The following is a 22,779-nucleotide window of genomic DNA, read 5'->3' as shown; positions in this document are numbered from 1 at the left end:
TCACAACGACGATGCGGTGCAATATCGTCGATTGCGCTGCTCAAGAACGCTGAGCGGATGTCGGTCACAACACCACGCTACGCTACGACGCTGCGTTGTCTTTGTTGCCAGCCGCACGCGCTTCTGGCTCTCGCCTATATCGGCACCGTCAAGCCATCCTCGGCGACCAGAAAGCCTTCAGCCTCAGCGTCTTTGATATGCTGCAGCATGGTCGGATTCATGTGGGTGAGCATGATCCGCCTGGCGCGCAAAACGCTCCGCTTGCGCCGGATCACGGCAAAGCTCGAATGCCCGGGAAGGTCGCGCGAATAGTCGTAACATTCCATGACGAAGAGGTCGGCGCCGTCGGCGACGGGGATGAGCGCGTCGGTCCATTCGGTGTCGCCGGAATAGCCGAGCACCCTGCCACCCCGCTCGATCCGCACCGCGGTCGACGGCGCGCCAGACTGGTGCACCACCTCGGCGGTGCTGACCGCGAAATCGAGGACATCGTGCCGCTGCCCGAGCGCGAGCTCGCGGATCTCGAGCGGGAAACGCCAGGCGTTCTTGCTCGATCGCGGGAAGAACACCTCGCAGGCCGCATCAAGGCGCGCACGAGTGCCCGGCGGGCCGGCAATCGTCAGCGGCCGCTCGCGGCGCTGATGAAACTGCCAATCCAGCAGCAGAAACGGAAGCCCGCCGAAGTGGTCGCCGTGAAGATGACTCAGCACCACGCCGTCGATCGCGTTGAGATCGACGTTGCGTGCCTTCAGCGCCACCGGCGCCGAGGCGCCGCAGTCCAGCAGGATGGTGCGGCCGCCCTCCTCGATCATGAAGCAGGTGTTGGATCGGCCGCCTGAGCCGAACGCGTCGCCGCAGCCGATGACTGTGAGCTTCATGCTGGATTGCAGAGTTTCAAGCTTTGGCGCTGGGCCGCGCCGAGACCTCGGCATGCCAGCGCTTGAGGTTGCTCATGGTGTCGGGCACCGCGAGCTTGGCAGGCTTCATGAAATCGATGCCGACCAGGCCGGTGATGTCGGCCACGGTGTAACGGTCGCCCGCGATGAACGGACGATCCTTCAGCTCGCGGTCGAGCACCGCCAGAAACTCCATCACCCGCGGTTTGTTGGCCTCGGCCCAGGCCGGCACCTGCGGCACCTCCATCTCCTTCATCGCCGGATGCGAATTGCGGAACACGTGCGCGACCTGCAGGAGCAGACGAAACTCCATTCGCCGCTGCCACATGTCGACAAGGGCCGCCTCCTTGGCGTTCCGGCCGAACAGCGGCGGCTCCGGGTGCAGAGCCTCGAAATACCGGCAGATCGCGATCGACTCGCAGATGATGGTGCCATCGTCGAGTTGAAGCGCCGGCACCTGCTGGATCGGATTGATCGCGGTGTATTCCGCCGACTTGTGCGCCATCTGGCCGAGATCGACCTGCTCCATCGGAACCGTCAGGCCCTTTTCGGCGAGATAGATCTTCACCCGCCGCGGATTGGGCGCCCGACCGCCATCGTAGAGCTTCATCGTTGACGTCCTGTTAACCACGTTTTTGGTGATCCCCTTAACCTTGTTCTTAGGGTTTAGGCGGATTCTACAGCGGTTTCGTCCGCGAAATCTTGGTCTGTAGCGTTGGTTGGGTAGCGTGAGCGTACCAGAAGCCTCTGAAATTCCCATGCCGAGCGAGAAGCCGCTGGCCAAGCGCAGGCGGCTCGCGGCGCAGCGCGTGCGCGATGCGCGCGAACGTCTGACCTCGACCACCGGCACGCGCGTCGCCTTCGATTACGAGCTGTTGCGGCAATTCGCCGAGAACCGCCTGTCGGCGTCGCTCGTGGTTCTGCTCCTGATCTGCACCGTGGGCTTCCTGTCGAGCCTGTGGACCGGCGCTCTGATGGCCGGCGCGTGGACCGTGTCGGTGCTCGTCATTCACGTCGTCATCATCACCACTTGCCGGCATTTCCTCGCCGAGCCCGCCAACACCCGCGATCTCAAGCGCTGGCGCTTCCGCTTCATCCTTCTCGACCTCTTCTACGGCATCGCCTGGATGTACAACCTCATCCATCCGGTCGGCAGGGATGAAGGCTTCGGCACCTTCATGCTGTTCGTGATGCTGCTGGTGATCGCGGTGTCCAGCATGCTCGCCTCGAGCCTGCCCGTCGCCGTGTTCGCCGCGACCGTGCCGGTGACGTTTGCGGTGGCGCTCAACTTCGTGCTGCAGGGCGACCTGCACAACTACATCCTCGCCCTCATGGCGGTCGCGGCGCAGTTCTACTTCGCGTTGCTCGCGCACCGGCTCTATTCGTCGGGCCTCGCCACCTTGATCGCGCGCGCCGAGAAGGATGCGCTGATCGGCGAGCTCGAACAGGCCAAGTCGATCTCCGACGAAGCGCGCCGCCGTGCCGAGGGCGCCAACATCGCGAAGTCGCAGTTCCTGGCCCAGATGAGCCACGAGCTGCGCACGCCGCTGAACGCCATTCTCGGCTTCTCCGAGGTGATGAAGACCGAAGTGTTCGGCGCCCATCAGGTGCCGGCCTACAAGGAATATTCGGGCGACATCCACCAGTCCGGCCAGCACCTGCTCAACCTGATCAACGAAATTCTGGACCTGTCGCGTATCGAGGCCGGGCGTTACGAACTCAATGAAGAGCCGGTGTCGCTCACCGTGGTGGTCGAGGACTGCCACCATCTGCTCAAGCTGCGCGCGCAGAACCGCGGCATCACCATCCACGAGGTGTTCGAGGACAACCTGCCGCGGCTCTGGGCCGACGAGCGTGCGATCCGTCAGGTGTGCCTCAACCTCTTGTCCAACGCCATCAAGTTCACGCCGTCGGGCGGCGAGATCTGGCTGAAGGTCGGCTGGACCGCGGCCGGCGGCCAGTACATGAGCGTGAAGGACACCGGTCCGGGCATCCCCGAGGAGGAAATCCCGATCGTGCTGTCGTCGTTCGGCCAGGGCTCCAACGCCATCAAGTCGGCGGAGCAAGGCACCGGCCTGGGGCTGCCGATCGCCAAGAACCTCGTCGACATGCACGGCGGCACCTTCACGCTGAAGTCGAAGGTCCGCATCGGCACCGAGCTGATCGCGACCTTCCCGCCGGAGCGCGTGATGGCCGCGCTGCCGCCGCTGTCGGAAACCGCGCCGCCGATCCAGCCGCAGCACCCGCAGGAACTCAACACGCCGAAAAAGAACCGGCGTTCGCTGTTCAAGATGGTCGGCTGAAGCTTACCAAAGCTCCGTTCATTCCCGCGAAAGCGGGAATCCAGTTCTGCCCGGAGGAAGTGTTGCCTTTTCACGCTGGGTCCCCGCTTTCGCGGGGACGAACGGACTGCGGCTCGATTGCGTTCCGCCGCGCCAAGCCTATGTTGGCTTCGATTCCCTTCACGCGGATCGCCGCCTCGATGGAAAGCCCTTGCGAGAAAATCTGCATCGTCGACACGGCGAGCGGGCTTTGCCGCGGCTGCGGGCGTTCGCTGTCCGAGATCGAGCGCTGGACCGCCTACAGCGACGGCGAGTGCCGCCGCATCATGGCCGAATTGCCGGCACGGCTGACCGCCATGACGGCGCGGCCTGCGCCCCATTCATGAGGATCGTTTTGTGGTGAGCCGCCGCCTCCTATGGGTCGTCATGATCGGCATCGCCCTCACACTCGGCGTGCTGATCGCGAACCACGACCAGGGCACCATCGCGGGGCTCAACACCAACGACTTCGGCTCATTGGTCTATCACGTCGGCCTCGTGGTGCTGGTCGGCAGCGGCGTGCTGGTGATGTTCCGCGAGCGGTTGACGCAGGCGCTCGAAGCCGCGCTGTTCTGGGCCGTGATCGGCTTCATTCTCGCCTTCGGCTACACCTATCGCGCGGAGCTCAAAGGCATCGCCAACCGGGTGATGGCCGAACTGATGCCAGGCCGCGCCGCGCAGCGCGCCGAGCGCACCGTCGAAATCGTGCGCGGCCGCGGCGGCGACTTCCAGGTGGCGGCGCAGATCAACGGCACCCGCGTCGCCATGGCGCTCGACACCGGCGCGAGCGCGGTGGTGTTGACGCAGGACGCCGCCAAGGCCGCGGGCCTGCCGCTGGAGCTCCTGTCCTATTCCGTGCCGATGGAGACCGCGAACGGCCGCACCCGCGCGGCTTCGATCACGCTCGACCGTCTCGTGGTCGGCGACATCGTCGAGCGCGAGGTGCCGGCCCTGGTGGCCCAACCCGGTCAGCTTCGCGTCAGCCTGCTCGGGATGACGTTTCTCAACCGGCTGGCGAGCTGGCAGGTCCAGGGCGACAAGCTGACGATGCGCGGCAATCCATAGCGACGCAACATCGGCGCCAAGCTCACACCAGGCTCGCCATGAAGCGCGACGAGACGAGCAGAAGAAAAATACCGAAGCCCACCTCGAGCTGCCGCTTCGACAGCCGATGCGCGAGCAAGGCTCCGTAGGACGCGGTGAAGCTCGACACCGGCGCCATGATGGCGACGCCGATCAGCGACACATAACCGATCGACAGCGGCGGCAGGAGCGCCATCTTCGGCCAGCCCGCGATCATCAAGCCGATGGTGCCGGCGATCGTGATCGGCACGCCGAGACCGGCCGACGTCGCGACGGCGTTGTGCAGAGGCTTGCCGTACAGCGTCTGGATCATGTTGGAGATCGAGCCGCCGCTCACGCCCATCAGCGCCGACGTCACCCCGATCAGAAAGCCATAGCTTGCCATCCCGATGCCGGTTGGAAAATCATCGGCGATGCGCCAGCTGTCGCGGCCGAACAAAAGCTTGATCGCGATGACGGTCACCACGACCGTGAACACGATCTTGAACACCGCGCTCGGCGCGAAGTACGCGATCACGGCGCCGACCGCAACGCCCACCACGGCCGGCACCGTCCAGGCGCGCACCACCTCGGTCAGCACTGCGCCTTTGGCGCGATGCGTGAGATAGGAGCGGATGGTGGTCGGCAGGATGATGGCGAGCGAGGAGCCGACGCAAAGCTGCATCCGCACCTCTTCGGGCACGCCGAGCACGCGAAACACCTCGTAGAGCACCGGCACGATGATGGCGCCGCCACCGATGCCGAACAGCCCGGCCAGGATGCCGGTCGCGACGCCGGCCACGACCACGGCCGCGACGAGCCAAGCCAACTCGCCGAGCGGCACCCCAAGCAGCATCCAATATCCTCGAAAACCGAATCTACGCTGCGGTTTGCGCCAGTTCCGCAGGCCTGTCCACCACCAGGGCCAGCGCTTCTGCCAGGACTTGCGCGCATGCGCCGGGCTTGACGGCTTCGGTTGCGAGATGCCGGCGGTACGCCCGCGCGCCCGGCACACCGTGAAACAGGCCGAGCACGTGGCGCGTGATGGAATTCAGCCTCACGCCGCGTGACAGCTCACGCTCGATGTAAGGCAGCAGCGCCGACGCCGCCTCCTTCGGCGAGGCAAACGGCGCGGCCTCTCCGAACAGCATGGGATCGGCAGCCAGCAAGCGCCACGGCTCCTGATAGGCGGCGCGGCCGAGCATCACGCCGTCGACGTGAGCGAGATGATCGCGCGCCGCCTCGATCGACGGCACGCCGCCGTTGATGACGATCGGCCAGTCGGGATACGCGGCCTTCAGTCGATAGACGATGCCGTAATCGAGCGGCGGGATGTCGCGGTTCTCGCGCGGTGACAGGCCGGAGAGCCAGGCCTTGCGAGCATGCACGATCAGCGCGTCGGCCCCGGCCCGCCTCGCCATCGCGGCAAAGGCCGGCAGCACCTGTTCCGGATCCTGCTCGTCGATGCCGATGCGGCACTTCACGGTCACCGGGATTGCGACCGCGGCCTTCATCGCGGCGACGCAGTCGCCGACCAGCGCAGGCTCCGCCATCAGGCATGCGCCGAAGCGGCCCTCCTGCACGCGGTCCGACGGGCAGCCGACGTTGAGATTGATCTCGCGATAGCCGAACTCTTCGCCGATGCGCGCGCACTGCGCGAGCGCCGCGGGATCGGAACCGCCGAGTTGCAACGCCACCGGCTGCTCGGCGGGGTCGAAGCCCAGGAGCCTGGTGCGGTCGCCATGCAGCACCGCGCCAGTCGTCACCATCTCGGTGTAGAGCAGCGTGCGGCGCGTCAGCAGACGATGGAAGAACCGACAATGGCGGTCAGTCCAGTCCATCATGGGTGCAATGCTGAAGCGTCTTTGCTGCATCTTTTCGCAGTCTGCTCACTTGCTTCGCTGGCTCCAGCGGACAGAACCAGCAGTATGAGTTGGGTTCAACCCAGACCTATGCGCACAATTTTCACATCTTGCAAATAACGGGATTTTGAACAAAGCAGAAAGAGAGATCGACGTTTCTACGTTTACATCATTTTTATTGGCCGTGACCGCCCCGCCATCTCCAATCAGACACCGACCGAAAGCCTTGTTGATGGCATCTCAATAGTCGGAATTGCAAATCTATGACGTTCAAGCCACGTCGCAACTTCGAAGTAAGAGTGCGCTTCCTCTGCCAGTCCCGCCGTGAACATGCGCCATTGATCTAGATTTCGGAAGGGCACTCCAATCAGGATCGGGATTTCGGCTGCGGCCGCAGTGGCAATGATGTCCCGCAGGCCACCTCCCTCCGCTTCGACCTTTCCGAACTTGTTGATGATGAGAAGTGATGGTCCGCGCGCCACTGCGTCAGCCAATAAATGCGCGGCTTGGGCCAGCGCCCCGCGATCCAACCGACAGCCTTGCGCCTGCGAACCGCGAAACTCTGAAATGCGAAAGATCTCGCCGGAAAGCAATTCCTCGACTTCCATGTCACATTTTGCACGGTCGCGAACGAACGTGTTGCGCTGGACCAGTCCGCCGACATTCACCCCCGAATCCCTGAGGCTGTAACCGAGATCGGCGAGAACGCGATCTGCCGCAATCCCATCGCTGTACAAGAATGCGAGTATCGAGGGAGTCATTTTTCGAATTCCTTTGCCTGTATGGAACGCGCCCCGCGTCACCCATCAGCATCCGTATTCGCGGCTGTCACGCCTGCGCTTCACCAGCATCGGTCCGTAGACTGCGACGAAGATGGCAAAGGACGTGAACCACCCCGCGGCCGCAATGTACAAAAGCCCGGCAGTGAATTCCGGCACAAGCGGCGCAACCGCGCGCGCGAGCGCCGCCAGTAGAATCGCCGCGTAGATCAGGCTGGTGGTCGGCGGCGACGAGATGTCGTGGCCGGTATGGCCACGGATCGCCCGCGTCATGATGGCAAGCGTCATGGTGCCGATCGCACCCGAGGTCCACGCGTGAAGCGCGCCGGTCGGCGGCAGGAACTCCGGCCAGATGATCGAGACGGTCAACGCCAGCGCGCCGAGCGGCACGAAGACGTAGCCGAGGTGAAGAATAAGAACGATCGGCTCACTCGCGCTTCTGAGCCCGGCCCAGCGAGACAAACGCACAGCCTGCATGATCGCCGCCGCCGCAAGAGCCACGCCGCTGCCCTGCCACGCTGGAGCAATCATCCACAGCACCAGGGCCAGCAGTGTGACTCCGATCGCCACGAAATCGAGGCGGCCGAGCGGCGCCGGCCGGTTTGGATCACCCCGGCGCGCCAGCCAGTTGTGGGTAAAGCTTGGGATGACGCGCCCTCCGACCAGCACGATCAGCGTGACGATTCCTGCTATGGCGGCGCGGACGCCATAGTCCGGCGCACCAGAGCGGATCACTTCGAGATGGAAGATCACGTTGGCGACCGCGATCGAGCCGGTCAGCGCCACGACCTTCAGATTGCGCCAGTTCTTGCCGGTGATGATTTCACGCAGCACCGCACCGCTCAGGACAAACAGATACGCGCCGTCGATGATCGCAGCCGCCGCGCTGCCGATCTGGTCCGTCATGAGCATGGCGACGCGGCCGGCGAGCCACAGCAGGACCAGGCCCAACAGTGGCGAGCCCTGCAACGGCAGGCGGCCAGTCCAGTTCGGGATCGCGGTCAGCAGGAACCCGGTCAGCACCGCGGACACGTAGCCGAACAGGAGTTCGTGCGAATGCCAGGCGACGGCGCCGTAACCGGTTGCGAAGCGACAATGGCCGGACAGAAGCCCGATCCAGAGCAGCATGGCGATGCACGCCCACACACCGGCGCCGAGGAAGAACGGCCGGAAGCCATAGCTCAGCAGCGGCATCGAGCCGGGCCGCAACCGTGGAATGCCGCCGCGCGGACGAGATTCGGGTGTGACGGATGGATTCGAGAGAAACACGGGTCCTTCACCTAGTGGGCATGTTTCAGAACATAGGCGAAGGCGCGCTGCAAACAGACCGCGCCTGGATCCTCGGCGCGCCCGAGCAGACCCATCAGCGTGACCCATTCCTCATCGGACGCATCCGCCGCATAGCGCCGCATGGCGCTTGCTGCATAGGCGCCGAGCGGCTCGCCCGTGGCGTCGGCTTGCTCGCGCAACTTCGAGATCAGCGACAGGTCGCCGATATGCAGAATCGTTTCGGCGGCGAGTGCCTCGTCATCGAACCGCGCCAAGACATCTCCGAGCAGCATCTGCAACTCCGTCAATTGACGCGGTGCGCTTCGGCGCCTTCGATCTCGACACCCTTGATCTCGGCACGCGACACCAGCCGCGCGATGTACTGCGCGGTGGCTCTCCGGGTCACGCCCTCGCGCAGATAGTCGGCAACGCGCTCGAAGACCATCTCGAACGGCAGCTGCCGGCCTTCGATACATCGATCCAGCCGCACGATGTGCAGCCCATAGCGCGTCGGCACGAGGCTTTGGCAAAGCTCGCCCGGCTGAAGTGCCACCAGCGCCCGCTCGAACTCCGGCGTCGTCTGCCCTGTGCTGATCTGGCCGAGGTTGCCGCCCTGCGCGCCAGATGGACACGCGGAATGCACCTCGGCCAGCTCGGCAAAACGCCCGGGCTCACGCTGCAACTCTGCGAGCACGAGCTCGCCCTGCCGCTGCGCTTCGGCGAAGGCTGCCGGATCATCGTGGCGGGCTGAGAACAGAATGTGAGCCGCCTCATAGATGTCCGCCGAGCGAAACCGCGCCAGATTGCGTTCGAAATAGCGGCGGCAGACCTCTTCGTCCGGTTCCGGCGTGGTGATCTCTTGTTCGGCGAGCGCGCGGAGCAGCGCTTCTTCGTCGGTCTCGCGCCGCCCGGTCTCATCGGTTTCCGGCTCGGCCGCAATGCGAAGCCTGCGAGCCTCCTGCAGCAACAGTTCGCGAACCACCAGCGCTCGCGCAGCGCTCTGCCAGGCGGCGAGCGGCTTGTCCGCCGGATGGTTCTGGATTTCCCGCGCAATGGCGTCGCGTGAAATCACGACACCGTTGACGCTGACCAGCGGCGGAGCCGAAGGAGCGGGTCGGACCGCTGCGGGCTTGGGAGGGCCGCTGTTCCCGGTGTTGTCGATCACGAGCGTCATGGCACTACTCCGCTGGCCTCAGGCTGGGACGGCCGGCGAGCCGTCGCGCCGGCGCAAGCTCCGGCTCGGTGCCGGCACCACGCGCCGCACGGCGCAACGCCAGCGGCCGCCTGGTCCGCACCACCTGATAACCGCGGCGGCCGAGATACCAGACCGGCGCGCTGAAGACGTGCACCAGGCGCGTGAACGGGAACACCAGGAAGATCGTCATGCCGAGGAACAGGTGCAGCTTGAAGATCGGATGCACGTCGGCGACGAGCGCGGATGCGCCGGGCTGCAACGTCAGGATGCCCTGGGCCCAGTTCATGAACTTCACCATCTCGTGGCCGTCGAGATGGCCGAGCGAGACGAAGATCGTCGACAACCCAAGTGTGAGCTGCACATAGAGCAGCAGCAGGATCGCGATGTCGCCGAACGACGACGTCTTGAAGATGCGCGAGTCGCACAACCGGCGATGCACCAGCAGCGTGGTGCCGATGAAGCACATCACGCCGGCGACGCCGCCGACCACGATTGCCAGCCATTGCTTGAAGGTGTGCGAGATGCTGAGCGCGTCGAACACCCAGATCGGCGTCAGAAGACCGGCGGCATGTCCCATGAAGATGATCAGGATGCCGACGTGGAACAGGTTCGAGCCCCACATCAGCTGGCGGCGGCGCAACAGCTGGCTCGATCCGCTGCGCCACGTGTATTGCTCGCGGTCGAAGCGAACGAGGCTGCCGACCAGGAACACGGTCAGGCAGAGGTAGGGATACCAGCCGAACACGATGTAATTCAGCGTCTCGCGCATGTTGGCGACCTCAGGAATGCGAGATGACTGGGCGGGATGCCGCCGTGGCGACACCCGGAGCAGGCCTGCGGCCCGCTCTGATTTTTGCGACGATGCCGTCCTTGCAGCTCGTGGCGTTCGGGCCGAAATTCACCGGCTCGTCCTCCCACGCGGCGTCGAGGGCCTCGAGATCGTCGGCGTCCGGATCGGGCAGCGCCAGCAGCGCCGACACGTCCTCGCCCTTGGGCTTTGACGCCGCAAGCGACACCAGGGTACGGAACACCGCTTCGTAGGCCGAGTGGCGCTTGCGCAGCCGCTCCGCCAGCGCCTGGAAGATGTGCGCCGGCTGGGCCAAGAGCTCGTAGGCTTCGGCGCGCGGTTGCGTGGAGAGAAACTCCAGGAACAACGGCACGAAGTCCGGCAGCTCGGCAGCACGGATCTCGAGCCCGTTGCTCTCATACAGGCTCTTCAGATCGATCATGGCCTGACCGCGGTCGCGGCTTTCACCGTGCACGTGCTCGAACAGATGCAGCGACAGCGAACGCGTGCGGTCGAACAGCAGCACGTAGCGCTCCTGCAGGTCGTAGAGATCGCCGGTGGCGATCTCGTTCAGAAGGCCATCGAGCTGGCGGCGGATCGATCCGGAGATCAGCGCCTCGCCGTCGAGGGCAACGATCAACTCGGGGATCGCCTGTTGCAGCTCTGCGGTCGGATAGCTGAGCAGCGCCGACAGCGCCTTGAAGGTGATGGTCGTCATGCGACCTCCATTGGGGTCTTGAACCGCGTTTTGCCGCTCTTCGGCGTGCCGAACAGGTTGGTGGTGGTTTCGCCGCCCGAGCAGCCGTTGCCGAAGGTGAAGCCGCACGAGCCACGCAGGTCGTAGGCGTCCTCGTCGACCTCGCGGTGCGCGGTCGGGATCACGAAGCGATCCTCGTAGTTGGCGATCGCCATGGTTTGGTACATGTCCTCGATCGCGAGCGAGGTCAGGCCGACGCGCTTGGCGATGCTCTCGTCGATCACCCCGTCGATGGTCTTCGAGCGCATGTAGGCCCGCATCGCCAGCATCCGCTCGAGGCCGAGCGCCACCGGCTCTTCCTTGCCGGCGGTCAGAAGGTTTGCGAGATACTTCAGCGGAATGCGCAGGCTCCGGACGTCCGGCATCTCGCCGTCATGGCCGATCTTGCCTGCGGCTGCGGCCGACTGAATCGGCGACAGCGGCGGCACGTACCAGACCATCGGCAGCGTGCGGTATTCCGGATGCAGCGGGAACGCGACCTTCCACTCTATCGCCATCTTCCAGATCGGCGAGCGGCGGGCACCTTCGAGCCATGCCTCCGGTATGCCGTCGGCGCGGGCCTGCGCGATCACCGCCTCGTCATGCGGGTTCATGAACACGTCGAGCTGGGCCTCATAGAGATCCCGCTCGTTCGGCGTGCTCGCGGCCTGCTCGATGCGGTCGGCGTCGTAGAGCACGACGCCGAGATAGCGGATGCGGCCGACGCAGGTTTCCGAGCACACGGTCGGCTGGCCGGCCTCGATGCGCGGATAGCAGAAGATGCACTTCTCGGATTTTCCGCTCGACCAGTTGTAGTAGATCTTCTTGTACGGGCAGCCGGACACGCACATGCGCCAGCCGCGGCACTTGTCCTGGTCGATCAGGACGATGCCGTCCTCCTCGCGCTTGTAGATCGCGCCCGAGGGACAGGCCGCAGCGCAGGTCGGATTGAGGCAGTGCTCGCACAGCCGCGGCAGATACATCATGAAGGTGTTTTCGAACTGGCCGTAGATGTCCTTCTGCACCCCTTCGAAGTTGATGTCCTGCGAGCGCTTCGCGAACTCGCCGCCCAGGATTTCCTCCCAGTTCGGCCCCCAGTTGATCTTCTCCATCCGCTCGCCGGTGATCAGCGAACGCGGCCGCGCGGTCGGAAACGCCGACATCTCCGGCGCCTTCTGCAGGTGCTCGTAGTCGAAGGTGAACGGCTCGTAGTAGTCGTCGATCTCCGGCAGATCGGGGTTGGCGAAAATCTTCGCCAGCACCCGCCACTTCGAGCCGATGCGCGGCTCGATCTTGCCGTTCTTCTTGCGCTTCCAGCCGCCGTTCCAGCGCTTCTGGTTCTCCCAGTCCTTGGGAAAACCGATGCCCGGCTTGGTTTCGACGTTGTTGAACCAGGCGTATTCGACGCCCTCGCGATTGGTCCAGACGTTCTTGCAAGTCACCGAGCAGGTGTGACACCCGATGCACTTGTCGAGGTTCAGCACCATCGCGATCTGCGCGCGGATTTTCATTCTGCAGCCTCCATCTTGGGCGCTCTGTTGGGCGCAATCGCCAGCGGTTCGGGTTGGTCGGCGGTCGGCTTGTCGAGCCAGTCGACCTTCGACATCTTGCGGATGATGACGAACTCGTCGCGGTTGGTGCCGATCGTGCCGTAGTAGTTGAAGCCGTAGGACTGCTGGGCATAGCCGCCGATCATGTGCGTCGGCTTCACCACGATCCGCGTCACCGAATTGTGGATGCCGCCGCGCTGGCCGGTGACCTCGGAGCCCGGCACGTTCACGATCTTCTCCTGCGCGTGATACATCAGGCACATGCCTTCCTTCACGCGCTGGGAGACCACCGCACGCGCGGTCAGCGCGCCGTTGGAGTTGTAGGCCTCGATCCAGTCGTTGTCGGCGATGCCGGCCTTCCTGGCGTCGGTCTCGCTGATCCACACGATCGGCCCGCCGCGCGACAGCGTCAGCATCAGCAGATTGTCGGTGTAGGTGGAGTGAATGCCCCACTTCTGATGCGGCGTGATGAAGTTGAGGACGATCTGCTTTTCGCCGTTGGGCTTGGAGTCGATCACCGGCTTGACGGTCTTCAGGTCGACCGGCGGCCGGTAGACGCACAGCGCCTCGCCGAACGCCCGCATCCACAGATGATCCTGATAGAGCTGCTGACGGCCGGTCAGCGTGCGCCACGGGATCAGCTCATGGACGTTGGTGTAGCCGGCGTTGTAGCAGACCTTCTCGGACTCGAGCCCCGACCAGGTCGGCGCCGAGATGATCTTGCGCGGCTGCGCCACCACATCGCGGAATCGGATTTTCTCGTCTTCCTTGGGTATCGCGAGATGGGTGTGGTCGCGGCCGGTGGTCTTGGACAGCGCGTCCCACGCCTTCACGGCGACTTCGCCGTTGGTTTCCGGCGCGAGCGACAGGATCACCTCGGTGGCGTCGATGTCGGTGTCGATCTTCGCCAGCCCCTTGGTCGGGCCCTCGGCGGTGACCGTGCCGTTGAGGCGCTTGAGCAGGTCGACCTCGTGCTCGGTGTTCCAGGCCATGCCTTTCACGGCATTGCCGAGCTTCTGCATCAGCGGACCGAGCGCGGTGAAGCGCTTGTAGACATTCGGATAGTCGCGCTCGACCACGGCGACCGCAGGCATCGTCTTGCCGGCGATCGGCTCGACCTCGCCCTTCTTCCAATCCTTGACGTCGATCGCCTGGGCGATCTCGTTGACGCTGTCGTGCTGGATCGGGGTCATCACCACGTCCTTCTCGACACCGAGCACCTCGGGCGCCACCTCCGAGAACTTCTTGGCGATCGCCTTGTAAATCTCCCAGTCGCTCTTGCACTCCCACACCGGATCGACCGCGGCCGACAGCGGGTGGATGAACGGATGCATGTCCGAGGTGTTGAGATCGTTCTTCTCGTACCAGGTCGCGGTCGGCAGAACGATGTCGGAGTATACGCAGGTGGTCGACATGCGGAAGTCGAGCGTCACGAGGAGATCGAGCTTTCCTTGCGGCGCTTCGTCGTGCCAGGAGACCTCCTTCGGCTTCTTCTTGCCGGTCTCGCCAAGGTCCTTGCCCTGCACGCCATGCGTCGTGCCGAGCAGATGCTTGAGGAAGTATTCGTGACCCTTGCCCGAGGAGCCGAGCAGGTTCGAGCGCCACACGAACATATTGCGCGGCCAGTTGTCCGGATGGTCCGGGTCCTCGCACGCCATCTGCAACTCGCCGGACTTGAGCGCCTTGGCGACGTAGTCCTTGGCCTCCAAACCCGAAGCCGCAGCCTTCTTCGCCACGTCCAACGGGTTCTGCTTGAGTTGTGGCGCCGACGGCAGCCAGCCCATGCGCTCGGCGCGCACGTTGTAATCGATCAGCGCGCCGTCCCACGGGCCAGGAGGCGCGGTCGGCGACAGGATTTCGTCGACGCCGACCGTCTCGTAGCGCCACTGGTCGGTATGGGCGTAGAAGAACGAAGTCGAGTTCTGCTGGCGCGGCGGACGCGCCCAGTCGAGTGCAAAGGCGAGCGGCAGCCAGCCCGATTGCGGGCGCAGCTTCTCCTGCCCGACATAGTGCGACCAGCCGCCGCCGGATTGCCCGACGCAACCGCACATCACAAGCATATTGATGACGCCGCGGTAGTTCATGTCGCAGTGGTACCAGTGGTTCATCGCCGCACCGATGATGATCATCGAGCGGCCGTTGGTCTTCTCGGCATTGAGCGCGAACTCGCGCGCCACCGTGATGATCTGGTCGCGTGGCACGCCGGTGATCTTCTCAGCCCAGGCCGGCGTATACGGCACGTTGGCGTCGTAGGACCGCGCGACGTGCTCGCCGCCGAAGCCGCGGTCGACGCCGTAGTTGGCGACGAACAGGTCGTAGACGGTCGCGACCAGCGCTTCGCCGTCGTTCAGCGCAACGCGCCGCGCCGGGAGCTTGCGGACCAGCACGCTCGGATGATCGGTGCCGGCGAAATGGTCGTGCTCGCGGTTGCCGAAATACGGGAACGCGACGTCGACGAGTTCGCTCCGGACATCGGCGAGCGACAGGCAGAGCTTGGTGTCACGGCCCTTGGAATCCTTCTCTTCGAGATTCCACTTGCCCTTCTCGCCCCAGCGGAAGCCGACCGAGCCGTTCGGCACGACGATCTCGCCGCTCGCTTCGTCGACCGCGACGGTCTTCCATTCGGGATTGTTGGCTTCGCCGAGAGTACCGGCGAAATCCGAGGCGCGTACGAGCCGGTCAGGCACGTACCGTCCCTCGGATTTCACCAGACGCACCAGAAATGGCATATCCGTATACTGGCGCGCGTAGTCGGTAAAATACTTGGCCTGCCGGTCGACATGGAACTCGCGCAGGATGACGTGGCCCATCGCCATGGCGAGCGCAGCATCGGTGCCCTGCTTCACCGAGATCCAGAGATCGGCGAATTTCGAGGCTTCCGAATAGTCCGGACAGATCACGACGCTCTTGGCGCCGCGATAGCGAGCTTCGGTGTAGAAGTGTGCATCCGGCGTGCGGGTCTGCGGAACGTTGGAGCCCCACAGGATCAGGAAGCCGGAGTTGTACCAGTCGGCGCTCTCCGGCACGTCGGTCTGCTCGCCCCAGGTCTGCGGCGAGGACGGCGGCAGGTCGCAGTACCAGTCGTAGAACGACATACAGACGCCGCCGATGAGCGACAGATAACGCGAGCCGGCCGCGTAAGAGACCATCGACATCGCCGGGATCGGCGAGAAGCCGATGATGCGGTCGGGGCCATGCTGCTTGATGGTGTAGGCATTGGCGGCCGCAATGATCTCGGTCACCTCGTCCCAGGTGGCTCGAACGAAACCGCCGAGGCCGCGCTTCGACGTGTAAGCCTCGCGCTTCTTCGGATCCTCGTCGATCGAGGCCCAGGCGCCGACCGGCGTGCGCATGACGCGGGCATCGCGCCACAGCTTGAGCAGCCGCGACCGCACCAGCGGATACTTCACGCGATTGCCGGAATAGAGATACCAGGAGTAGCTCGCACCGCGCGAGCAGCCGCGCGGCTCGTGATTCGGCAGCTCCGGCCGCGTGCGCGGATAGTCGGTCTGCTGCGTCTCCCAGGTGACGATGCCGCCCTTGACGTAGATCTTCCAGGAGCACGAGCCGGTGCAATTCGCGCCGTGCGTCGATCGCACGATCTTGTCGTGCTGCCAGCGCTTGCGATAACCGTCCTCCCAGCGGCGGTCTTCGGTGGTGGTGATGCCGTGGCCGTCAGAAAAGGGCTCCGCCGGACGCGTGAAGAAGGTCAGTCGATCGAGGAAGTGACTCATTGCGGCTCTCCACTATTCCGCGGGTGTCGCAGCGGCGACGGGTGTTGAAGGGGTCGCGGGTGGGCGCCGCTCCACGTCGTAGAGCAAGCCGCCGCGTCGGGTGTAGAAGCCCCAGGTGATGACGAGGCAGCTCACGTAGAAGATCAGGAAGCCCCACAGCGCGGCCTCGACGCCGCCGGTGAGCCCGATCGAGGTGCCGTAGGACTTCGGGATGAAGAAGGCACCGAAGGCTGCGATCGCCGAGGTGAAGCCGGTGATGGCAGCCGACTCCTTCTCGGCCTGGCGCAGCCGCGCCGCTGCATCGGCCTGCGGCATCAGGCGGTCCATCTCCTTCCGCATGATGTTGGGGATCATCTGGAAGGTCGAGGCATTGCCCACGCCCGCGGCGAAGAACAGCACCAGGAACATCGCGAAGAAGCCCCAGAATGCGCCCGGCTGCTCCTTGATGCCGAGGAAGTAGAGCACGCCTGCGCAGCCGGCCATCATGAGGATGAAGACCCAGATCGTGACACGAGCGCCGCCCCACTTGTCGGACACCCAGCCGGTGGCCGAGCGCGACAGCGCACCGACCAGCGGACCGAGGAACACGAAGGGCAGCGCATCGATCGCCGGGAACTGGGTCTTGGCGAGCAGCGGAAAGCCCGCCGAGAAGCCGATGAATGAGCCGAACGTGCCGGTGTAGAGCCAGCACATCACCCAGTTGTGCTTGCGCTGGAAGATCACGGCCTGCTCGCTGAACGAAGCCTTGGCCGCGGCGATGTCGTTCATGCCGAACCAGCAGGTGAAGGCGCTGGCCGCGATGAACGGCACCCAGATGAAGCCGGCGTTCTGCAGCCAGAGCGGAATCTGCTGGGCTCCGCTCTTGACCATCACCGGCTCGCCGCCGAGCCAGCCGAACACACCGGCCGTGATCGCAATCGGCACGACGAACTGCACGACGCTGACGCCGAGATTGCCGAGGCCGGCGTTGAGCGCAAGCGCATTGCCCTTCTCCGACCTCGGGAAGAAGAAGGAGATGTTGGACATCGACGAGGCGAAGTTGCCGCCGCCGAAGCCGCAGAGCAGCGCGAGCGTCAGGAACAGAACGTAAGGCGTGCTCGGATTCTGCACCGCATAGCCGATGCCGACCGCCGGGATCATCAGCGACCAGGTCGCAACCGTGGTCCACAGCCGGCCGCCGAAGATCGGCACCATGAAGGAGTAGAAGATGCGCAGCACCGCGCCGGAAATGCCCGGCAGCGCCGCGAGCCAGAACAGCTGCTCGGTGGTGAAGTTGAAGCCGATCGATGGCAACTTGGCGACCACCACCGACCACACCTGCCACACCGCAAAGGACAAGAGCAGCGCCGGGATCGAGAGCCACAGGTTGCGCCGCGCAATGGCGCGCCCCGTGGTTTCCCAGAACTTCTTGTCCTCCGGACGCCAGTCCTTGATGACCTTGCCGGAGAGCGCGCCGATATGCTCGGGCTTGTGGATCTCCTGCATCTCGGGAAGCTCGGGGAGCTTGGCGAGCTCCGCCTCGGCCACACCGCGCTCCATCTGCCGGATCGCCATGTGCATCCACAAGAGCGCACCGGTGACCAGCAGGAACAGCAACATGAAGCAGCTGGTCCAGATTCCCGTCAGATCGTTGAGCGCGCCGAACGCGATCGGCAGCGCGAAGCCGCCAAGCCCGCCGATCATGCCAACCAGGCCGCCGACGGCGCCAACGTTCTTCGGGTAGTAGACGGGGATGTGCTTGTAGACCGCGGCCTTGCCCAGCGCCATGAAGAAGCCGAGCACGAACACCGTGACGATGAAGAGCGGCAGACCCATCTCCATGTGGAAGGCAATCGGGCCCTGGATGCCGCGCACGACGTAATCGGTCGGCGGATAGGCCAGCACGAAGGTGCAGACCACGCTGACCATGAAGGTCCAGTACATCACGCGCCGCGCGCCGTAGCGGTCCGAGAGGTGCCCGCCATAGACACGGAACAGGCTTGCCGGCAGCGAGAACATCGCGGCTGCCATGCCGGCCGTCTTGATGTCGATGCCGTAGACGTTGATCAGGTAGCGCGGCAGCCAAAGCGACAGCGCAACGAACGCGCCGAACACGAAGAAGTAATAGAGGCCGAAGCGCCAGACCTGGATGTTCTTCAAGGGTTCGAGCTCGACCCACGCGCTGGTCGGTTTTTCGCCGCGGGCGCGGCGCTCGCGCAGCACCGGATCGTCGGTGGTGGTGAACCAGAAGACGACGGCCATCAGCGCGATGGCGGCGGCCCAGACCTGCGCGGTCACCTGCCAGCCATAAGCGACGAGGACGAACGGCGCGACGAATTTGGTGACGGCGGCACCGGCATTGCCAGCCCCGAAGATGCCGAGCGCGAGGCCCTGCTGCTCGGACGGATACCAGCGCGAGACATACGCGATGCCGACCGCAAACGAGCCACCGGCGATACCCACGCCCAGCGCGGCCAGGAGCATCTGCGGATAGGTGTGCGCATAGGACAGAAGGAAGGTCGCGACCGCCGCCGCGAGCATCGTCACCGTGTAGACGACCCGGCCGCCGTACTGATCGGTCCAAATGCCGAGCGCCAGGCGAATGAGCGAGCCGGTCAGGATCGGGGTGCCGACCAAGAGGCCGAATTCGGTCTCGTTGAGGCCGAGCTCATCTTTGATGCGGACGCCGATGATGGCGAAGATGGTCCAGACCGCAAAACAAACTGTGAATGCGATGGTCGAGAGCCACAGGGCCTTGCCCTGTTCGCGTGTTGAAACGGGTTCTGCCCCAGACATGATTCCCTCGTTCCGGCCTGATTTCCAAATGCCGAAACGACGAATACCGAGATGACCTGCGAGCACGTTGAGCTAGATCAAGCGTAATACTGCACTTGCGAAGAAATCGACTGCAAAGTAACGCAGTTGATCTCTTCGAATATTGGAAATGATCTTTGTTTTATTATCGATTGATATTTATCAAGACATTGCTTGGCCGCATTGGGTAGGGTCAAAAACATGCGCAAATCCGACGCCGAATTGGTTCGCCATCTGCCGCTGTTCGCGGACATGGCCGACGCGCATTTTGATGCGCTGATGAAAGCCGCGTTCCTGCAAACGTTTCCAGAGCGCACCGTCTTGATTCGAGAGGGCGATCTGCCGGATTTCCTCCATGTTGTGGTCGAAGGGAGCGTCGAGCTGTTCGCGAACTGGGAAGGCCATGAGACCACCATCGACGTCATTCGCCCACTGACCACTTTCATTCTCGCGGCGGTCATTCGAGACGAGGTGTATTTGAAGTCGGCGCGAACGCTTGGTCCCGCGCGCATCCTCATGCTTCCGGCGGAAGCCGTACGGGACCTGTTCGGCCGCGATGCGGCCTTCGCCCGCGCCGTGGTCGGCGAATTGGCCGAGCGCTATCGGCGCACGATCCGAGTCCTGAAAGACCACAAGCTCCGATCGAGCATCGAGCGGCTGGCGAACTGGATTCTGGAAGAGGATCGCCTTCAGGGCGGCCATGACCGCGTCACGCTTGGCCACGACAAGCGTACCTTGTCCGCGCGCTTGGGCATGACCCCGGAGAACCTGTCTCGAAATCTTGCCGGCCTGTCCGACCACGGCGTGTCGGTGTCAGGCCGGGACATCGCCATCATCGACAAAACAAAGCTGCGGCGCCTCGCCAAACCTCACCGGCTGATCGACGAGTCAGCCGCGTGAAAAGGCGCGCCCTAGATTGTCGATGATGGCTTCCGTGCTCATTGAACGCCTGTTCGTAGTCCGGCGATCCCAAACGTACGTCAAGCGGTACGACACGCAGCAATCCGTCAAACACAACAGCTGAATGATAAGCAAAATCCCTCTCGGTCGCTCCTCTCCATCATGGGTGCTACGGCAAACCGCCATTGCTGGCTTTTTGGCGATTCCGCAGATTTCTCGGGCATTTTCACAGGGTTGCCGGCTCGCTGATCGCTGTTGGTTTCTGCGTATGTTCTCATATTGTCGCAAGGCAAGTACGTTGAAAACGTACCCGCCCACGATGGGCACAATAGTCGAACGCACACGTAAGAACGGCCCGTCCGTTTTCGACGCGCAAATCGTCATAATGCGGGCCGGCAAGATCGTCCACCGGGAGAGCCAAACCTTCGACCGGAGAGCCGCCTTGGCAAGCCGCTCCAGAAAACCATCGATGACTGGGGCCGCTATTTAGACAGAAACCGACTTGAGGCCGGACCCGTCCTTCGTCGCGGGCGCGCGTGGTCGATGACCAATCCCGCGCGGCGCGAAGCACAGCGGCAATACGAAGAACTACGCGACCATATCAACGCCGCCGAGCGCGGCAAGGAGACCGATATGAAGGCATGGACAGGACTTGGCTGTGAGCAGCTCGCGGACATCGCCAGCAAGTACGAAGCGGCCATTCTGGTCGCACTTGAGCGAGCAATCGCGCTGCACCCAAGTGATCAAGCGCCGATGAAGAAGAAGATGACCGGATTACAGCGCGGAGTTCACTTGTCGTTAAGCGCCCAAAGTCCGCTGCGCCCCAGACAACCAAGCTGCAACGGATCCCGTTCAATGTCGGCAAAGTGCCAATGGCGTCAGTTCGTGTCACCCACGGTGGGGTCCGCGATCATCTGACTGGTCACGCGATTTTGTCTCGATGAAACGTTGCCGCGGAAGGTAGACAGATACATCGAACAAACAGCAATGCTTGTTGCGCTGACTAAGAAGGCGATGAAGCCGGCGAATTGGCGTATCCAGAATAGCTGCTTTTGGTAGCCGTCGGAGCCAAACTGATAGCCGAACTGATAGAGAGACAGCAGAAGAACTGCCGGCATCAGGATCATAGCGATCACGTCAGACGGCCGGCTAGACATCAGCGGCAGCGAGGCCACCATGAATAGCCAGGGGATGTAGAATTGCTGATGACCGACCTTATAGAGGGTAAGCATCGTCAAGTAGCCGATGACGACGCCTTCAAGCCAATTGAGACGCGCTTTCCACGAAAAAAGTAGCGTGGCCGCGACGCCTAAGACAACGAAGAGCGAATTGTACCTGATCAACCAGCCGGTAAATCCATCGCCGTACACGCTGCTCAGAGCGCTAATGATAGAGAGGAGCTTTGGACCTCGTTCCGCACCGAATGCGATTGCCCTGAGGGGGCCATTTCCCCAGACCGCGAGAGCGGCCGCAAACCCGAGGCCAAAGACCCCTGCTCCACCCGCAATGACGATCCAGCGTATGCGGCCTTTATCGAGCGCAAAGAACGGCAGCAGCAACAGCGGATAGTATTTTGTGAGGGCCGCGACGCCAACAAGGACGCCGCAACAGAGGAATTGGTTTCGACACCTCAAGATGACAGCGCCGACAAGCAGCGTGGCGACCATCGCATCGTTTAGGCCATAGATAATGCCCATACCCACGACCAGCACGTTGGTTGGAACTGCGAGCAGATAGACTATCAGGATCGGACTTACGCCTCTTCGCCTAAGTAGTTCCGACACGAAAAATGCGTTGGCGATAAGCATTGTACCGACTATGACGAACTTCGGTGCAAGCGGACCAAAATGGCGAAGCAAGCCGGTGACAGTGTGCAAGGGTCCATAAGCATTCTCAGGTTGCCAGGGGTCCTGACCTGCCAAGAAACTATCCCAAAGCTGAAGGTAGGCCTCGTAGTCGTGCTGTATTCCAGACCGCCAGCACAGCCAAAGCATCGCAAGCGACCAAGCCATCAATCCCGTGAGGATTGCCTGGCGCCCCTTGGTTAGCCCGTTCCCAACGTTCTGCATTGATATCGCACCCCCCGAATGTCGGAAGTTGTCGAAAGCTGACGTTCCATTTGCTCCGCCCACGACTGCTCTCGTGCTTGCAACCTCGCGCCAAGTAGCGGAAGTGCGAGTAACGTATTGAAATTACCAATGACCTTATAGCGCGCCTCCCCCATGTTCGATCCGGGACGATCCGGACCGCACATGCAACTTTGGCCTTTCCGCGCTGAGCGCAAATCTACCACCACGGGCCGGGAAGCCCTGGTCGACTATGCCGTGCGTACATCATCGGACATCGCGGTCTCGCCAGAGCGCGCGCTCCGCTGCCCAGCGGTCTTTGCCGGCGTGCGCGTTCGCTGCGAAGTGCTAGGTACCTTGCCCATCGTCCTCTACAAGCGCCGAAACGACGACGGCAAAGAGCGCGCGGCGGATCATCCGCTCTATCGATTGCTTCACGACCGCCCCAACGGCTGGACGAGCGCCGCTCAATTCGTGATGGAGCTCGAACACGACGCCATCATGCACGGCGCGGGCTACGCGCTTGCCAACCGCAACGGCGAAAGAATCGTCGAGTTGATCCGCCTTCACCCGCATGCAGTGACGGAAGAGATCGACCGCGCAACGCTCGAGCCGGCGTATAGGGTTACGGCAGCGGGCGGGCAACGCACGTACTCTTGGCGCGACATTCTGCATGTCCCAACCATCGTGGGAACTTCGATGCCCCTGCCCTCAACCGCTCTGCCATCCGCCAATGCAGCGAAGCGATTGGCCTCGCCATCGCAATAGAGACGCATGTTGGCAAGTTGTTCGGCAATCCGCGCAGGCGTGCACCTCAGTGATCTCGCCG

General features: G+C 63.4%; 20 protein-coding genes. 6 read left to right on the top strand and 14 right to left on the bottom strand.

The window, feature by feature from the left end; translation table 11 throughout:
• Window positions 1–134 precede the first annotated feature (134 nt).
• Entirely contained in the window at window positions 135–878 is a 744-nt protein-coding gene (locus RHPLAN_RS16680; RefSeq protein ID WP_068020021.1) for an MBL fold metallo-hydrolase, read from the bottom strand.
• 16 nt (window positions 879–894) lie between these two features.
• A complete protein-coding gene (locus RHPLAN_RS16675) occupies window positions 895–1,506 on the bottom strand; it encodes a glutathione S-transferase (RefSeq protein WP_068020019.1) in 612 nt (203 codons plus the stop codon).
• Between the two features lie 148 nt (window positions 1,507–1,654).
• On the opposite strand from RHPLAN_RS16675, the gene RHPLAN_RS16670 reads away from it, so the two are divergent.
• The 3 genes from RHPLAN_RS16670 (at window position 1,655) to RHPLAN_RS16660 (ending at window position 4,282) form a co-directional block, all read left to right on the top strand.
• Window positions 1,655–3,199 (top strand): sensor histidine kinase, encoded by a 1,545-nt coding sequence (locus RHPLAN_RS16670; protein WP_068020017.1) that lies wholly within the window; start codon window positions 1,655–1,657, stop codon window positions 3,197–3,199.
• 140 nt (window positions 3,200–3,339) lie between these two features.
• Window positions 3,340–3,564, top strand: a complete 225-nt coding sequence (locus RHPLAN_RS16665) for a DUF1289 domain-containing protein (protein ID WP_237180160.1) — start codon at window positions 3,340–3,342, stop codon at window positions 3,562–3,564.
• 13 nt (window positions 3,565–3,577) lie between these two features.
• Window positions 3,578–4,282, top strand: a complete 705-nt coding sequence (locus RHPLAN_RS16660; RefSeq protein ID WP_237180159.1) for a retropepsin-like aspartic protease family protein — start codon at window positions 3,578–3,580, stop codon at window positions 4,280–4,282.
• A 22-nt stretch (window positions 4,283–4,304) separates the two neighbouring features.
• On the opposite strand, the gene RHPLAN_RS16655 is transcribed toward RHPLAN_RS16660, so the two are convergent.
• The 11 genes from RHPLAN_RS16655 to RHPLAN_RS16605 all read right to left on the bottom strand — a co-directional run bounded on the left by RHPLAN_RS16655 (window position 4,305) and on the right by RHPLAN_RS16605 (window position 18,966).
• Complete coding sequence (locus RHPLAN_RS16655; RefSeq protein ID WP_068020014.1) at window positions 4,305–5,135, bottom strand: sulfite exporter TauE/SafE family protein; 831 nt, start codon at window positions 5,133–5,135, stop codon at window positions 4,305–4,307.
• Window positions 5,136–5,157: 22 nt separating this feature from the next.
• Complete coding sequence (gene dusA, locus RHPLAN_RS16650; RefSeq protein WP_084245057.1) at window positions 5,158–6,153, bottom strand: tRNA dihydrouridine(20/20a) synthase DusA; 996 nt, start codon at window positions 6,151–6,153, stop codon at window positions 5,158–5,160.
• A gap of 194 nt (window positions 6,154–6,347) precedes the next feature.
• A complete protein-coding gene (locus tag RHPLAN_RS16645) occupies window positions 6,348–6,902 on the bottom strand; it encodes a DUF2478 domain-containing protein (RefSeq protein WP_068020010.1) in 555 nt (184 codons plus the stop codon).
• A gap of 45 nt (window positions 6,903–6,947) precedes the next feature.
• Complete coding sequence (locus RHPLAN_RS16640) at window positions 6,948–8,189, bottom strand: NnrS family protein (RefSeq protein ID WP_237180158.1); 1,242 nt, start codon at window positions 8,187–8,189, stop codon at window positions 6,948–6,950.
• Between the two features lie 11 nt (window positions 8,190–8,200).
• Window positions 8,201–8,482 (bottom strand): hypothetical protein, encoded by a 282-nt coding sequence (locus RHPLAN_RS16635; protein ID WP_068031348.1) that lies wholly within the window; start codon window positions 8,480–8,482, stop codon window positions 8,201–8,203.
• A gap of 11 nt (window positions 8,483–8,493) precedes the next feature.
• Complete coding sequence (locus RHPLAN_RS16630; RefSeq protein WP_084245055.1) at window positions 8,494–9,363, bottom strand: peptidylprolyl isomerase; 870 nt, start codon at window positions 9,361–9,363, stop codon at window positions 8,494–8,496.
• Between the two features lie 4 nt (window positions 9,364–9,367).
• Entirely contained in the window at window positions 9,368–10,153 is a 786-nt protein-coding gene (narI, locus tag RHPLAN_RS16625; RefSeq protein WP_068020008.1) for a respiratory nitrate reductase subunit gamma, read from the bottom strand.
• 10 nt (window positions 10,154–10,163) lie between these two features.
• On the bottom strand, window positions 10,164–10,889 hold the full coding sequence (gene narJ, locus RHPLAN_RS16620; protein ID WP_068020006.1) for a nitrate reductase molybdenum cofactor assembly chaperone: 726 nt from the start codon (window positions 10,887–10,889) through the stop codon (window positions 10,164–10,166).
• Window positions 10,886–12,418 (bottom strand): nitrate reductase subunit beta, encoded by a 1,533-nt coding sequence (gene narH / locus RHPLAN_RS16615; RefSeq protein WP_068020004.1) that lies wholly within the window; start codon window positions 12,416–12,418, stop codon window positions 10,886–10,888. The genes narJ and narH overlap by 4 nt, the downstream gene beginning before the upstream one ends.
• Window positions 12,415–16,191: a nitrate reductase subunit alpha gene (locus RHPLAN_RS16610; RefSeq protein WP_068020003.1), complete on the bottom strand. Its 3,777-nt coding sequence runs from the start codon at window positions 16,189–16,191 to the stop codon at window positions 12,415–12,417. Before RHPLAN_RS16610 ends, narH begins: the two co-directional genes overlap by 4 nt.
• Before the next feature lie 12 nt (window positions 16,192–16,203).
• Window positions 16,204–18,966: a nitrate/nitrite transporter gene (locus RHPLAN_RS16605; RefSeq protein ID WP_068020001.1), complete on the bottom strand. Its 2,763-nt coding sequence runs from the start codon at window positions 18,964–18,966 to the stop codon at window positions 16,204–16,206.
• A 219-nt stretch (window positions 18,967–19,185) separates the two neighbouring features.
• On the opposite strand from RHPLAN_RS16605, the gene RHPLAN_RS16600 reads away from it, so the two are divergent.
• Together RHPLAN_RS16600 and RHPLAN_RS39415 are read left to right on the top strand one after the other, a co-directional pair.
• A complete protein-coding gene (locus RHPLAN_RS16600) occupies window positions 19,186–19,884 on the top strand; it encodes a cyclic nucleotide-binding domain-containing protein (RefSeq protein ID WP_068019999.1) in 699 nt (232 codons plus the stop codon).
• A 543-nt stretch (window positions 19,885–20,427) separates the two neighbouring features.
• Window positions 20,428–20,802 (top strand): hypothetical protein, encoded by a 375-nt coding sequence (locus tag RHPLAN_RS39415; protein WP_157100310.1) that lies wholly within the window; start codon window positions 20,428–20,430, stop codon window positions 20,800–20,802.
• On the opposite strand, the gene RHPLAN_RS16595 is transcribed toward RHPLAN_RS39415, so the two are convergent.
• Entirely contained in the window at window positions 20,763–21,953 is a 1,191-nt protein-coding gene (locus RHPLAN_RS16595) for a glycosyltransferase 87 family protein (protein WP_068019997.1), read from the bottom strand. The genes RHPLAN_RS39415 and RHPLAN_RS16595 overlap by 40 nt on opposite strands.
• A 183-nt stretch (window positions 21,954–22,136) precedes the next feature.
• Here RHPLAN_RS16595 and RHPLAN_RS16590 point away from each other — a divergent pair, with 183 nt between their 5' ends.
• On the top strand, window positions 22,137–22,718 hold the full coding sequence (locus RHPLAN_RS16590; RefSeq protein WP_198164985.1) for a phage portal protein: 582 nt from the start codon (window positions 22,137–22,139) through the stop codon (window positions 22,716–22,718).
• Window positions 22,719–22,779 lie beyond the last annotated feature (61 nt).

This window comes from Rhodoplanes sp. Z2-YC6860 (genome assembly GCF_001579845.1).
GTDB lineage: Bacteria > Pseudomonadota > Alphaproteobacteria > Rhizobiales > Xanthobacteraceae > Z2-YC6860.
The sequence above is the reverse complement of the archived record's forward strand: the minus strand, read 5'-3'. Positions and strand labels throughout refer to the sequence as shown.

Bases quoted from the DNA above. Each gene is read 5' to 3' on its own strand.
- RHPLAN_RS39415 (WP_157100310.1), top strand. From the start codon at position 20,428: ATGACCAATCCCGCGCGGCGCGAAGCACAGCGGCAATACGAAGAACTA.
- narI (WP_068020008.1), bottom strand. From the start codon at position 10,153: ATGCGCGAGACGCTGAATTACATCGTGTTCGGCTGGTATCCCTACCTC.
- RHPLAN_RS16645 (WP_068020010.1), bottom strand. From the start codon at position 6,902: ATGACTCCCTCGATACTCGCATTCTTGTACAGCGATGGGATTGCGGCA.
- dusA (WP_084245057.1), bottom strand. From the start codon at position 6,153: ATGCAGCAAAGACGCTTCAGCATTGCACCCATGATGGACTGGACTGAC.
- RHPLAN_RS16655 (WP_068020014.1), bottom strand. From the start codon at position 5,135: ATGCTGCTTGGGGTGCCGCTCGGCGAGTTGGCTTGGCTCGTCGCGGCC.
- RHPLAN_RS16630 (WP_084245055.1), bottom strand. From the start codon at position 9,363: ATGACGCTCGTGATCGACAACACCGGGAACAGCGGCCCTCCCAAGCCC.
- RHPLAN_RS16670 (WP_068020017.1), top strand. From the start codon at position 1,655: ATGCCGAGCGAGAAGCCGCTGGCCAAGCGCAGGCGGCTCGCGGCGCAG.
- RHPLAN_RS16590 (WP_198164985.1), top strand. From the start codon at position 22,137: ATGCAACTTTGGCCTTTCCGCGCTGAGCGCAAATCTACCACCACGGGC.
- RHPLAN_RS16595 (WP_068019997.1), bottom strand. From the start codon at position 21,953: ATGCAGAACGTTGGGAACGGGCTAACCAAGGGGCGCCAGGCAATCCTC.
- RHPLAN_RS16610 (WP_068020003.1), bottom strand. From the start codon at position 16,191: ATGAGTCACTTCCTCGATCGACTGACCTTCTTCACGCGTCCGGCGGAG.
- RHPLAN_RS16635 (WP_068031348.1), bottom strand. From the start codon at position 8,482: ATGCTGCTCGGAGATGTCTTGGCGCGGTTCGATGACGAGGCACTCGCC.
- RHPLAN_RS16680 (WP_068020021.1), bottom strand. From the start codon at position 878: ATGAAGCTCACAGTCATCGGCTGCGGCGACGCGTTCGGCTCAGGCGGC.
- narJ (WP_068020006.1), bottom strand. From the start codon at position 10,889: ATGACGACCATCACCTTCAAGGCGCTGTCGGCGCTGCTCAGCTATCCG.
- RHPLAN_RS16675 (WP_068020019.1), bottom strand. From the start codon at position 1,506: ATGAAGCTCTACGATGGCGGTCGGGCGCCCAATCCGCGGCGGGTGAAG.
- RHPLAN_RS16600 (WP_068019999.1), top strand. From the start codon at position 19,186: ATGCGCAAATCCGACGCCGAATTGGTTCGCCATCTGCCGCTGTTCGCG.
- RHPLAN_RS16665 (WP_237180160.1), top strand. From the start codon at position 3,340: ATGTTGGCTTCGATTCCCTTCACGCGGATCGCCGCCTCGATGGAAAGC.
- RHPLAN_RS16605 (WP_068020001.1), bottom strand. From the start codon at position 18,966: ATGTCTGGGGCAGAACCCGTTTCAACACGCGAACAGGGCAAGGCCCTG.
- narH (WP_068020004.1), bottom strand. From the start codon at position 12,418: ATGAAAATCCGCGCGCAGATCGCGATGGTGCTGAACCTCGACAAGTGC.